10 protein-coding genes are annotated in these 12,550 nt (G+C 69.2%); 6 read left to right on the top strand and 4 right to left on the bottom strand.

All coding sequences use genetic code 11. The features are described 5' to 3' along the window. Position 1 precedes the first annotated feature (1 nt). Positions 2–1,618, top strand: a complete 1,617-nt coding sequence (locus GOHSU_RS08075) for an HNH endonuclease signature motif containing protein (protein WP_024332523.1) — start codon at positions 2–4, stop codon at positions 1,616–1,618. Positions 1,619–1,674: 56 nt separating this feature from the next. Here GOHSU_RS08075 and GOHSU_RS08070 read toward each other — a convergent pair whose 3' ends face one another. From GOHSU_RS08070 to GOHSU_RS08055, 4 genes are read right to left on the bottom strand one after another with little or no spacing between them, the layout of a single operon-like run. Further along, positions 1,675–2,853: an aminodeoxychorismate synthase component I gene (locus GOHSU_RS08070; protein ID WP_005939501.1), complete on the bottom strand. Its 1,179-nt coding sequence runs from the start codon at positions 2,851–2,853 to the stop codon at positions 1,675–1,677. A gap of 10 nt (positions 2,854–2,863) precedes the next feature. Beyond that, positions 2,864–4,402 carry a methionine--tRNA ligase gene (gene metG / locus GOHSU_RS08065; RefSeq protein ID WP_005939500.1) on the bottom strand — a complete coding sequence of 513 codons (1,539 nt, stop codon included), beginning with the start codon at positions 4,400–4,402 and terminating at the stop codon, positions 2,864–2,866. A gap of 24 nt (positions 4,403–4,426) precedes the next feature. Next, positions 4,427–6,865 (bottom strand): glycoside hydrolase family 65 protein, encoded by a 2,439-nt coding sequence (locus GOHSU_RS08060; protein ID WP_005939498.1) that lies wholly within the window; start codon positions 6,863–6,865, stop codon positions 4,427–4,429. A 34-nt stretch (positions 6,866–6,899) separates the two neighbouring features. Then, positions 6,900–7,604 carry an HAD family hydrolase gene (locus GOHSU_RS08055; RefSeq protein WP_005939496.1) on the bottom strand — a complete coding sequence of 235 codons (705 nt, stop codon included), beginning with the start codon at positions 7,602–7,604 and terminating at the stop codon, positions 6,900–6,902. A 51-nt stretch (positions 7,605–7,655) separates the two neighbouring features. On the opposite strand from GOHSU_RS08055, the gene GOHSU_RS08050 reads away from it, so the two are divergent. From GOHSU_RS08050 to GOHSU_RS08030, 5 genes are all read left to right on the top strand, one after another. Beyond that, entirely contained in the window at positions 7,656–8,555 is a 900-nt protein-coding gene (locus tag GOHSU_RS08050; RefSeq protein ID WP_005939494.1) for a PhzF family phenazine biosynthesis protein, read from the top strand. Beyond that, positions 8,552–9,457: a TatD family hydrolase gene (locus GOHSU_RS08045; protein ID WP_005939492.1), complete on the top strand. Its 906-nt coding sequence runs from the start codon at positions 8,552–8,554 to the stop codon at positions 9,455–9,457. The genes GOHSU_RS08050 and GOHSU_RS08045 overlap by 4 nt, the downstream gene beginning before the upstream one ends. 75 nt (positions 9,458–9,532) lie before the next feature. Then, positions 9,533–10,645 (top strand): resuscitation-promoting factor, encoded by a 1,113-nt coding sequence (locus tag GOHSU_RS08040; protein ID WP_005939489.1) that lies wholly within the window; start codon positions 9,533–9,535, stop codon positions 10,643–10,645. Positions 10,646–10,669: 24 nt separating this feature from the next. After that, positions 10,670–11,596 carry a 16S rRNA (adenine(1518)-N(6)/adenine(1519)-N(6))-dimethyltransferase RsmA gene (gene rsmA / locus GOHSU_RS08035; RefSeq protein ID WP_005939487.1) on the top strand — a complete coding sequence of 309 codons (927 nt, stop codon included), beginning with the start codon at positions 10,670–10,672 and terminating at the stop codon, positions 11,594–11,596. After that, entirely contained in the window at positions 11,593–12,510 is a 918-nt protein-coding gene (locus GOHSU_RS08030) for a 4-(cytidine 5'-diphospho)-2-C-methyl-D-erythritol kinase (protein WP_005939485.1), read from the top strand. The genes rsmA and GOHSU_RS08030 overlap by 4 nt, the downstream gene beginning before the upstream one ends. The last annotated feature ends 40 nt before the right edge of the window (positions 12,511–12,550 follow it).

The raw sequence follows: 12,550 nt of genomic DNA, 5'->3' as shown, positions 1-12,550 counted from the left end.
GATGGATCGGGATCGTCGGCGCGGCGCAGTCGATCTGAGCGATATCCCCAGCCCGTGGGGCGATGACGGCGCGACCCACGAGTTCGTGCCGATCGGCGAGCCGGGTGCCGCGACGCTGACCGAAGAGCAGATCGCCGAACGCTACGGAATCGAGTTGCCCGACTCTCCGCTGGCGCTGTGGCACCTCGCCGATGCCGCCGCCGTGAAACTGGGCCGCACTCCGGTTCAGCCCGAACCCGCGGTCTCGGTGGCGAGGTCGGTGGAGGTCTCCGAACGGCTCCGCCGCCGGCTCGACGGGCTGTCTGCCACGCTGCATCAGGAATGCGACCGCCGGTCGATTCACCGCGAGGCGGGCTACCTCAACATGCACACCTATCTCTGCTCCGGCCATCGTCTGGGCCCGAGCGAGAGCAAGCGGCGGATGGCGCTGGCCAGGAACCTGGTCCCGCGCACCACCGTCTCGGGGGAGCCCCTGGAGCCGGTGCTGCCGGAGACCGCCGCCGCCGTCGCCGAGGGCCAGATCGGCGCCCCACACGCGGTCGTGATCGCCGCGATCATGAAGAAGGTGCTCGATGCCGTCGAACCCGAGCGGCATGCCGAGATCGAAAAGGAACTCGCCGAGCATGCCCGCAACCTGTCGCCGGCGGGGCTGACCAAGGCGGGCGCCCGGCTGCTGACACTGATCGACCCCGACGGTGCCTACACCGAACCGCGCGATCGCCTGCGGCAACGCGATCTGCACCTGTTTCCGCAAGACGACCAGCTGGTGAGCCGGGTGCGCGGCCACCTCACCCCGGCGGCGCGGGCCAAACTCGACCTTCTCCTGGAGCACTGGGCTGCCCCCGGTGCCCTCAACCCCGAGGATCCGGACTCCCCGCACCCGGCCGACGACGACGCCGATCGGGACGCGCTGACCAAAGCTCGCGAACGCGACGAGCGCTCATCCGGTCAGCGCAACCACGATGCCTTCGAGGCCATGCTCGATTTCGTCCTTGCGAACCAGGGTCTGGGCCCGCCGGGACCGATCCCCAGTGAGATCGTCATCTCCATCACCGATGCGGATCTGGCACGCAAAGCGGGTGTGGCGGTCACCGCGACCGGCACGCTGATCCCCGTCGCCGAGCTGATCGAGCTGGCCGCCCAGGCCACGCCCTATCTTGCCGTTTTTCGCCAGCACACCCGGCAGGCCTTGTACCTGGGCCGAGCCAAGAAGCACAGGTTCGCCAACAAGGCCCAGCGGCTGATGCTGCTGGCGCGCGATGGAGGCTGCACGGCACCCGGCTGCGAGGTTCCATTCAGCCGAACCCAGGCCCACCACAGCCCCGACTGGACCAAGGGTGGCCGCACCGATATCGACGCCATCGGCGCAAGCTGTGGCGGTCATAATCTTCGCGTCGGGCCGGATCCCGGCCAGTGGGAGACCGAACTGCTGGTCAGCGGACCGAACGCCGGCCGCATGGTCTGGCGGCCGGCTGCCGTCGGCGCCCCGTGGACGCTCAACCCGCTGCACCGCCCGGAGCAGAGCTCGGACCATCGCGCCCACGCCCCGCCCGACGATCGCTCGAGGGTCGAGAAGGCGCTCGAAGCGCGCTGGGGTCTGGCCTATCTGACCGCCTGAGGCGGGTGGAGGCGCGGTAAGGTCGCCGGTTCTGCACGGGTGCCGCGCGGCGATCCTTACCGGCTGACGATGGAGGCGGCTTTGTCCAGGCACTCCTGCCATTCGGCGGCCGGAACGGAGTCGTAGGTGATCCCGCCGCCGACACCGAGGGTCATCGCACCGTCCGGGGACACCTGGACGGTGCGGATGGCCACGTTCAGATCCAGTTCACCGCCGGGCCCCGCGAGACCGATCGCACCGCAGTACACACCGCGCGGAAACTGCTCCCACTCCGCGATCAGTTGTGCGGCCCGAATCTTCGGGGTGCCGGTCACCGAGGCCGGGGGGAACGTGGCGGCGAGCAGCGACTTGTTACCGACTGCCGGATCCAGCTCCGCACGCACGGTGGACACCAGATGCCAGACTCCGGGGGCACCGACCACCGTCAGCAGTTCCGGCACCGTGACGCTGCCGGTGCGCGCGACTCTGCCCAGGTCGTTGCGCACCAGGTCGACGATCATCACGTTCTCTGCGATGTCCTTGGCAGACTGTGCCAGCACCGCCGGGTCGACGTCGCGGGGAACCGTTCCCTTGATCGGGGAGGAGGTGACGATGCTGGGCTCTTCGATGCGGCGGCGCAGGAACGTCTCCGGACTCAGACTGGCCACCGCACCCCAGTCGCCCTGCAGGAACGCGGCCTTGGCGGGGGTGGTGGTCGCGGCCAGGTCGGCGAAGTAGTGGTGCGGGTCGCCGGTCAGGGTGCCGGTGAAGCGGGTACAGATACACGCCTGGTAGACGTCGCCGGCGGCGATTGCGTCCCGGCAGGCGCCGATCGCGGCCAGGTGAGGCTCCCGCTGCGGCGACGCCCAGGTCGCGGTCCACGCCCGGTGAGCTGCGGCCTCGGCGGGTACCGCGTCGTCGAGGACCTCGCGCACCCACGCCGGGCAGCCGGCCCCGGTGGCCGACCGCCACGACCACGTTCGGCCGGTCAGCACCAGGATCCCGTCGGTCAGCCCGCCGGCCGTTTCCGGCAGGGGAGCCTGGTCCGCGCGCACCGGGAACCCCAGATATCCCAGCCAGAAGCGGTCGGGCCGGTCCGGCGGGCCCAGACCCTCTTCGATCAGGATCGACGGGGCCAGCACCGCGTCGGCGCCGCACCAGTCGCCGATCAGCGCCGCCGGTCCGGGACGGCTATCGGCGGCGGTGCGGACCGTCAGGGCCCGGAACAGGTCCAGTGCCGAGAAAGACGGCGGCATGGAACCGTGCTCAGTCGTCGGAGAGCTCGACGCGCGGGAAGACCGGCACCGGCTTGGGCAGCGGAGTCCCCGGCAGCAGACGGCGCTCGATGGCGGCGAAATCGCGATCCTGCGGCCCCACGGCCAGCAGATCCAGGATCTTGCCGGTCGACTCGGGCATCACCGGCTGAACCAGCAGGGTCACGATGCGCACCACCTCGGCGCACACGTACAGCACGGTGCCGGTACGTTCCAGATCGGTCTTGGCCAGCTTCCACGGCTCCTGGGCAGAGATGTAGCGGTTGGTGGCCGCCAGCGTCGACCACAGCGACTCCAGGCCCAAGTGGATCGCCTGGACGTCGAAGTGCCCGCGCACCGTCGCCAGCAGTGTGTCGGCCGCATCGAGCAGCGCACGGTCTTCGGCGGTGAACTCGCCGGGCTCGGGAACGGCCGAATCGAAGTATTTGCCCACCATGCTCAGCGTGCGCTGGGCCAGGTTGCCGTACTCGTTGGCCAGGTCGGCGTTGGTGCGCGCGACGATCGCCTCGGCCGAGTAGGAACCGTCCTGGCCGTAGGAGACCTCGCGCAGGAAGAAGAACCGCACCGGGTCGAGGCCGAACTCGTCGATCAGGACGTTCGGGTCGATCACATTGCCGATCGACTTGCTCATCTTCTGGCCGTCGTTGAACAGGAAGCCGTGGGCGAAGACGCGCTTGGGCAGTTCGATGCCCGCACTCATCAGGAACGCCGGCCAGTACACGCAGTGGAACCGGATGATGTCCTTGCCGATGACGTGCAGATCGGCCGGCCAGAACCGGGCGAAGGTCTCCTCGTCGTCGGGGAAGCCGACCCCGGTCAGGTAGTTGGTGAGCGCGTCGACCCACACGTACATCACGTGGCCGTCGTCGCCGGGGACCGGAACACCCCAGTCGAAGGTGGTGCGCGAGACCGACAGGTCCTTCAGGCCGCCGGCCACGAAGCTGGCGACCTCGTTGCGCCGCACATCGGGGCCGATGAACTCCGGATGCTCGCGATAGAGCTCCAGCAGCTTGTCCTGGTACGCCGAGAGCCGGAAGAAGTAGGTCTGTTCCTCGGTCCAGGTCAGCACGTGACCGTTCTCGGTGCACACCCGGCGCCCCTCGTCGTCGACGGTGGTGTCGTCGGTGTTGACGAAGGTCTCGTCGCGCACGTCGTACCAGCCCGAATACGAGTCCAGGTAGATGTCGCCGCGGGCGGCCATGCGGGACCAGATCTCCTCCGAGGCGCGGTGGTGGTCGGCGTCGGTGGTCCGGATGAACCGGTCGAACGACGATCCCAGCCGCTCCTGCAGCGCCTGGAAGCGGTCGGAGTTGCGCCGGGCCAGCTCCCCGGTCGGGATGCCCTCGGCCTCGGCTGTTTGCTGCATCTTCTGTCCGTGCTCGTCGGTGCCGGTGAGAAACCGGACGTCGTAACCGTCGAGCCGCTTGAAGCGGGCCAGGGCGTCGGCCGAGATGTACTCGTAGGCGTGTCCGATGTGCGGAGCGCCGTTCGGGTACGCGATGGCCGTGGTGAGGTAATAGGCGGGTCGCATAGTGAGTTGAAGGATACCGGCCCGCTACGGCGTGACGTGCGGCCGCCGGTAGGGCTCACATCCCTCCGGCGTCGGCGGAGGCACCTGGTCGACGATCTGCGGAATCGGCTCGGTCACCGGCTTGTCGCTGAGGATGAACCGGGTGCCGTGGTGCGCCAGCTCGATCGGGGGGCCGTCGAGCAGGCGATAGGTGGCGGTATCTCTGTCGATGGCCACCACGATGCGGGATTCGCGCACGATCATCCGGAACGACATGTAGTTCAGCCGCGACGGCAGTCGCGGAGCGAAGGTGATGTTGCCGCCGAAGTCGCGCATACCGCCGAATCCGGCGACGCAGTCGGTCCACGCCCCGGCCAGTGCCGCGATGTGCAGCCCCGACGAGACGTTGTTGTGCAGATCGTGCAGATCGGTGAAGACCGACTCGCACATCAGCTCGTAGGCCAGATCCAGGTAGCCGACCTCGGCGGCGGCGACGGCCTCGCAGCACGCCGACAGCGACGAGTCACGCACCGTGATCGGGTAGTAGTAGTCGAAGGCGGCGCGCTTCTCCTCCGGCGTGAACTGATCGCCGAACAGGTAGGTGGCGAACACCAGATCGGCCTGCTTGACCACCTGTTTGCGGTACAGATCGAAGTACGGGTAGTTCAGCAGCAGCGGGTAGCGTCCGCGGGAAGCCTCGAAATCCCACTCGTCGAGCAGGGTGAACGCCTCGCACTGCTGATGGACCCCGGCCTCTTCGTCGTACGGGATCGTCATATTGTCCGCGCAGGTGGCCCAGTAGGTGGTCTCCTCGGGGGAGACGCCCAGTTCCCGGGCGACGGCGGGCTGCCGGTGCACGGCGGTGACCGCGTCTCGCAGCGCCTGGGCGGCGGCCAGGTTGGTGAAGACGTTGTTGTTGATCACCGCGGTGTACTCGTCCGGACCGGTGACCCCGTCGATGCGGAATTTGCCGTTGCGGTCGTGGTGGCCGAATCCGGCGAAGAAGCGAGCGATCTCCACCAGCAGCTCCACACCGCACTCGACCTCGAAGGCCTCGTCGTTGGTGGCCCGCAGATAGCGGCCGACGGCGTTGGCGATATCGGCCGAGACGTGCACCCCGGCGGTGCCGGCCGGCCAGTAGCCGGAGCACTCGTCGCCGTCGATGGTGCGCCACGGGAACATGGCGCCCTGCTGGCCGAGTTCGGCCGCGCGGGCCTTGGCTTTGTCCAGGGTGTTGTGCCGCCAGCGCAGTTCCTCGCCGGCCGCTCCGGGCACCGTGTAGGTGAGCATGGGCAGCACAAAGCTCTCGGTGTCCCAGAAGGTGTGTCCGTCGTAGCCCGGTCCGGTCAGGCCCTTGGCCGGGATCGACCGCGACTGACCGCGGGCGCCGGCCTGCAGGACGTGGAACAGCGAGAAGCGGATCGCCTGCTGCAGTTCGGGATCGCCGTCGATCTCGATGTCGGCATCGCGCCAGAATTCGTCGAGGAACTCGATCTGCTCGGCCTTGAGCGCATCCCAGCCGGTCTCGGCGGCCATCGCCAGGGCGGCCTCGACCTGCGATCGCAGGGCCGGCACACTGCGGCGGGCCGACCAGCCGTAGGCCACGAATTTGGTGAGGACCAGTTTGCTGCCCTGCGGCACCGTCGCGGCGACGGTCAGCCGCGCCAGGTCACCGTCGGCGCGGATGGAGGTGTCGGCGTTGCCGGGCACCTCCAGTTCGTGGTTCATGGCCGCGGCCACGGTCAGTCCGCTGCGCTTGGTGTGGTGCACCAGCACCGCGCTGTTGCCGTCGCAGTCGGCCAGCGCGGAGACCAGCGGACTGTCCAGGGCGGCCGCCAGCCGCGGATCGTTGTCCGGCAGCGGCAGCGGCTCGTTGGCCAGCAGGTCCGACTGCAGCACCAGCTTCATGTCCTCGCCGATCGGCTCCACCTCGTACCGGGTGGCCACGATGGTGCGTTTGGTGAAGCTGACCAGTCGTTCGCTGTTGATCCGGACGGTGCGTCCGGTCGGCGAGGTCCACAGGGTGCTGCGCCGCAGGGTGCCGGTCCGGAAGTCCAGGCAGCGGGCGTGGTCGACGGTGCGGCCGTACCGCAGGTCCATCGGCTCGTCTTCGACCAGCAGGCGGATCACCTTGCCGTCGGTCACGTTCACCACGGTCTGCCCGGATTCGGGGTAACCGTAGCCGCTCTCGGCGTACGGCAGACCGCGCAGCTCGTAGAAGCCGTTGAGGTAGGTGCCGGGCTGTTCGACGGGCTCGCCCTCTTCGAAGGTGCCGCGCAGTCCGATATGCCCGTTGGACAGGGCGAACAGGGATTCGGTGCGGCCGATCATGTCGATGTCCATCCCGCGCCAACACAGTTGCCAGGGGTTGACGTCGAAGCCGTGCACCGGGTGCAATCCGTGCGCCGGGATGTTGGTGAGGTCGGCGTGACTGGACGTATCACCGTGGGTGGTGTGCGTCAGTTCGCTGTGCGGATCGACCATGGCGGATTCCTAGCGGGCTCTACGGGGTGGACAACTACTGCGCGGACAACAGGACATCGAGATCGGTCACGACGACGTCGGCGCCGGCTGCCGTCATATCCTCGGCTTGCCGGCCTCCGACCCGGTCGATGCCGACAACGTAGCCGAACCGGCCTGCCGCCCCCGCCTGCACCCCGGAGATCGCGTCTTCGAAGACTGCCGCCTGTTCGACCGGGACCCCCATCAGCTCGGCCCCGCGCAGATACGAGTCCGGCGCCGGCTTGCCGCGCAGACCTTCGGTGACGATGGTGTTGCCGTCCACCCGATGCTCGACGAAGCCGGTCAGACCGGCCGCGTCCAGTACCGCAGCGCCGTTCTTGCTCGAGGTGACCACCGCGATGCGCAGTCCGGCCGCGCGAGCGGCCTTCAGGTAGCGGACCGACCCCGGATACGGCGTGACCCCGTCGCGTTCGATCGCCGCGACGAAGCCCGCGTTCTTGGCGGCGGCGATCTGCTCGACGGTCTCCTCGTCGACGACCAGGCCCCGGGAGGCCAGGAAGGCGCGGACGCCGTCGATCCGCGGACGCCCGTCGACGTGATCGAGGTAGTCCTGTTCGGTGAACGGCCGCTGGTCGTCGTACCGGGTCAGGAATTGGTTGAAGGCGTCGCGCCAGGCCGTCATGTGGAGGGTGGCCGTGGTGGTGAGCACCCCGTCGAGGTCGAACAGGGCCACGGTGATCTGAGCAGGCAATCCGAGCACGGCCTGAACGCTACCCGGCCTGGCCTATCCTTGCTTGATGTGATGCGATCCTTGGCAGTAGGCCCCCCGTTCGGCGGGGTGAGACGGCTCAAACAGGTCGATGTCTTCGGCGACGACGCCGGTTTCGGGAACCCGGTCGCGGTGGTTCTGGATGCGCACGATCTTAGCGACGGGCAGCTGGCGGCGTTCGCACGCTGGACCAACCTGTCGGAGACCACCTTCGTGCTCCCGCCCACCGACCCGGCGGCGCACTATCGGCTGCGGATCTTCACCCCCGGTGGTGAACTGCCCTTCGCCGGACATCCGACACTCGGGTCGGCGCACGCCTGGCTGACCGCCCGCCCCGGGCACCGGGCGGCCACGGCGATCGGACCGCTGGTGCAGGAGTGTGGCATCGGATTGGTGACCGTGCGTATCGACGACGACCCCGCCGGACCCCACACCCCGGGACGGTATGCCTTCGCCGCGCCGCCGCTGACCCGCAGCGGGGCACCGGACGGGCCGACCCTGGAGCGGGTGCGTACCGCTTTCGACCTGCAGGCCGCGGACGTGGTGGCCGCCCAGTGGGTCAGCAACGGACCGCCCTGGCTGGGTCTGCTGCTGCGGGATGCGCAGTCGGTGCTGGCGGCCGACCCGGACCTGAGCGTGCTCGGGCCCGACGACTTCGTGGGATTGATCGGGCCGTGGCACACCGGTGGCCCGGCCGGAGTCGACTACGAGGTGCGCGCCTTCGTCCCGGGAATGGGGGTGCCCGAGGATCCGGTGACCGGCAGCCTGAACGCCGGACTGGCGGTGTGGCTGCGGTCGGCCGGGATCGCACCGGCGTCGTATCTGGCCGCGCAGGGCACGGTACTGGGCCGCACCGGCCGGGTCGCCGTCACCGACGACGGCACCGAGATCTGGGTCGGTGGCCGATGTGTCACAGTGATCGACGGGAGTGTGATGCTGTGAGTGAGAACGCCGGGGCTCCGGCCGGGGGCCGATCGGACGAGAAGCTGTCGGCCAAACAGATCCGCAAGCGCAAACGCCGGGAGCCGCCGCCGCTGCCGGAGCCGCTGCCGGGACTGGTGGATGCGCACACGCATCTGGCCGCGTGCGGCGGCCGCAGCCCCGAGGCGGTCGCCGAGATCATGGACCGGGCGCAGCAGGCCGGCGTCGGCCAGGTGGTGACCGTCGCCGACGATATGGTCGACGCCCGCTGGGCGGTGGAGGCCGCGCACTGGGATTCCCGCGTCTACGCCGCCGTCGGACTGCATCCGACACACGCCGACGATCTGGACGAGGCCGCCCGCACCGAACTGGAGGCGATGGCCGCCGATCCGCGGGTGGTCGCGATCGGGGAGACGGGGCTGGACTATTACTGGACCGTGCACTCGGACGACTGCGCCGAGCCGGCCGTTCAGCGCGGGGTCTTCGCCTGGCACATCGACCTGGCCAAGCGCAGCGGCAAGCCGCTGATGATCCACAACCGGGAGGCCGATCGGGACCTGCTGGACGTGCTGGCCGCCGAGGGGGATCCGGAGACGGTGATCATGCACTGCTTCTCCGGAGACGTGGACATCGCGCGTGAATGTATCGACCGCGGCTACCTCTTGAGCTTCGCCGGGACTGTGACATTCGTCAATGCCGAGCAACTGCGTGACGGAGCCCGGATCACCCCGGACGACCAGATTCTGGTGGAGACCGATGCGCCCTTCCTGACCCCCCATCCCTACCGTGGCCAGCCGAATCAGCCCTATTGCATCCCCTACACCGCGCGGGCCCTGGCGCAGATTCGGGGCGTGTCCGACCAGCAGATGGCCCAGATTCTGGGGACAAATGCGCGGCGCGTCTACGGGTTGCCATTGCGATAGCCCCCGGGGGTTCGTTACCGTACTGTGACCCTTCCGGACGGGACGGTAGGGCTGATTGGTAAGTAGGTAGATCCTTTGTCCGCTCTCAAGCGCATCAATGCATCCGATTCGGTCGGCGCTCGCGTCGTCACCGGGGCCCTGCTGGCCACCGTCGCCGCCGGCGGCGTGACCGGCGCCGTGATGCACAAGGAACTGACCCTCACCGTCGACGGCGAGACCCGGGACATCTCCACGATGGCCTTCTCGGTGGAGCGGGTGCTGGCCGAGAACGACATCACCCCCGCCGACGGCGACCAGGTGAACACCGACCTGTCCAGTGCCCCCAAGAGCGGTCAGGTCATCACCGTCGACCGGCTCAAAGAAGTCGAGCTCAACCTCGACGGCACACCGCAGATCGTCAAGACCAACAAGAACTCCGTCGGCGAGATCCTGGCCGAGCGCGGCCTGGAGGCCGCCGCCGTCTCCACCTCGCTGGACAAGTCGGTTCCCGTCGCCGGCGACAGCCTCGAGGTGACCCTGCCCAAGCCGGTCGTGGTGACCGACGGCGGCAAGACCGAACGCACCGTGATCGCCGCCCGCACCGTCGGCGAGCTGTTCGAGCGCGCCGGTAAGCCGCTGGCACCCACCGACAAGGTGATCCCGGCGGCGAGCACCCCGGTGAGCAAGGACATGAAGATCCAGGTCACCCGCATCCGCGACGAGCAACTGACCGTCGACGAGAAGGTGGCCCCGCCGGAGATCGTCACCAAGGATCCGAGCATGATCAACGGCCGCAAGGTCGTGGTTCGGCCGGGCACCCCGGGCAAGGCCGAGGTCACCTACAAGGTCACCAAGATCAACGGCAAGGTGACCAAGCGTGAGAAGGTCACCGAGAAGGTTCTCGTCGAGCCCAAGCCAGCCACCGTGCGCGTGGGCACCAAACCGGGTGCCCCGCACGTCCCGGTCGGTATCTGGGATCAGATCGCCATGTGCGAGTCGACCGGCAACTGGTCGATCAACACCGGCAACGGCTTCTACGGCGGTATCCAGTTCACCCAGAGCACCTGGGATGCGTTCGGTGGGCAGGAGTACGCCCCGCGTGCCGACCTGGCCACCCGCGAAGAGCAGATCGCCATCGGCAAGAAGGTTCAGGCCGGACAGGGCTGGGGTGCCTGGCCGCTGTGCACCTCGCGCCTGGGTCTGCGCTGACCGGATCGCCGCGCACCTGGAACAATGGGCCGGGTGACTGAATCGACCGGGCGCGCCGCCGGCGGCGTACGCCTGCTGGGTCCCGCCGAGATCCGTGGGCTGGCCGCCGAACTGGGCGTGCGGCCCACCAAGCAGCTCGGCCAGAACTTTGTGCACGACGCCAACACCGTGCGCCGCATCGTCGCCACCTCCGGTATCGGGCCCGACGATGTGGTGCTCGAAGTGGGGCCGGGGCTGGGTTCACTGACCCTGGCGCTGCTGGAGACCGCCGGAGCGGTGGTCGCCGTGGAGATCGACCCGGTGCTGGCGGGCCGGCTGCCCGAGACCGTCGCCGACTTCGCCCCCGGCACCGATTTCCAGGTGGTGACCGCCGATGCGATGACGGTGCTGCCGGCTGATCTGCCGATGACCCCGACGGCGCTGGTGGCCAATCTGCCGTACAACGTCGCCGTCCCGGTCCTACTGCACCTGATGGCGCACTTCCCGACCCTGCGGACCGCGCTGGTGATGGTCCAGGCCGAGGTCGCCGACCGGCTGGCGGCCGGACCCGGAGGCCGTACCTACGGCGTGCCCAGCGTCAAGGCCCGCTACTTCGGAGACGTCAAGCGCGCCGGTGCCATCGGCCGCCACGTCTTCTGGCCCGAACCCAAGATCGAGTCGGGTCTGGTGCAGATCGACCGGCGCGATGTGTTCGGCACCGACCCCGAACATCGTGCGGCGACCTTCGCGGCCATCGACGCAGCCTTCGCCCAGCGACGCAAGACGATGCGTGCGGCGCTGGCGGGCTGGGCCGGCAGCGCCGCGCGCGCCGAAGAGCTGCTGCGTGCCGCGCACATCGATCCGGGGATCCGGGGGGAGCGGCTGGAGGTGGCCGACTTCGTCCGGCTGGCCGAGGTCGCCGAGGCGGCGGCCGCCACCGGAACGACCACCGGAAGGGATGCGGACGCATGATGGGCGCGGCGACGGCACGAGTGCCGGCCAAGATCAATCTGCACCTGGGTGTCGGACCGCTGCGCGAGGACGGCTACCACGAGCTGAGCACCGTCTTCTGTGCGCTGTCGCTGTACGACGATGTCACCGTCCGGGCCGCCGAGGAGTTCTCGCTCACCGTGCGCGGGGAGGGCCGCCGGGAGGTGCCGACCGACCGGGAGAACCTGGCCGCCCGCGCAGTCGCCTTGCTGGCCGAGCGGGCCGGTGTGGCTGATCCGACGGTGGCGATCGAGATCGAGAAGCAGATTCCGGTGGCCGGCGGGATGGCCGGCGGTTCGGCCGATGCGGCCGGGGCCCTGCTGGCGGCGGCCCGGCTGTGGCGGCTGGACACCGAACGCGATGCGCTGATGGAGATCGCCGCCGAACTGGGCAGCGATGTCCCGTTCGCGCTGCTGGGTGGAGCCGCCCTGGGCAGCAACCGCGGCGAGCAACTGCTGCCGACTCTGCATCGCGGCGAATTGCACTGGGTGATCGTGCTGGCCAAGACCGGACTGTCGACCCCGGCGGTCTACCACGAACTCGACCGGCTGCGGACCGGCCGCGGGGAGACCGTTCCACCCCCGGCCCGGCCCGATGCGCTGATGCAGGCCATCGCCTCCGGGGATGTGCACGCCGTTGCCCCGCTGCTGCACAATGAACTGCAACCGGCGGCCCTGTCGCTGCAGCCGCTGCTGCGCCGCACCCTGCGGGCGGGCGCCGAAGCCGGGGCGCTGGCCGGTCTGGTCTCCGGCTCCGGCCCGACCTGCGCGTTCCTGTGCACCGACGCCGAGGCGGCGGTGGCGGTGGCGGCCGAACTGTCCGGCCACGGTGTCGCCAAAGCGGTGCGCACCGCGCACGGCCCGGTCCCCGGGGCGCGTCTGGTCCCGGTGCCCTGACGGCCGGCCGGACCGATACATCGACTCGAACACGAATGAA

The sequence above is a fragment of the Gordonia hirsuta DSM 44140 = NBRC 16056 genome (assembly GCF_000333015.1).
Taxonomy (GTDB): domain Bacteria; phylum Actinomycetota; class Actinomycetes; order Mycobacteriales; family Mycobacteriaceae; genus Gordonia; species Gordonia hirsuta.
This window is presented reverse-complemented; position numbering and strand designations above follow the sequence as displayed.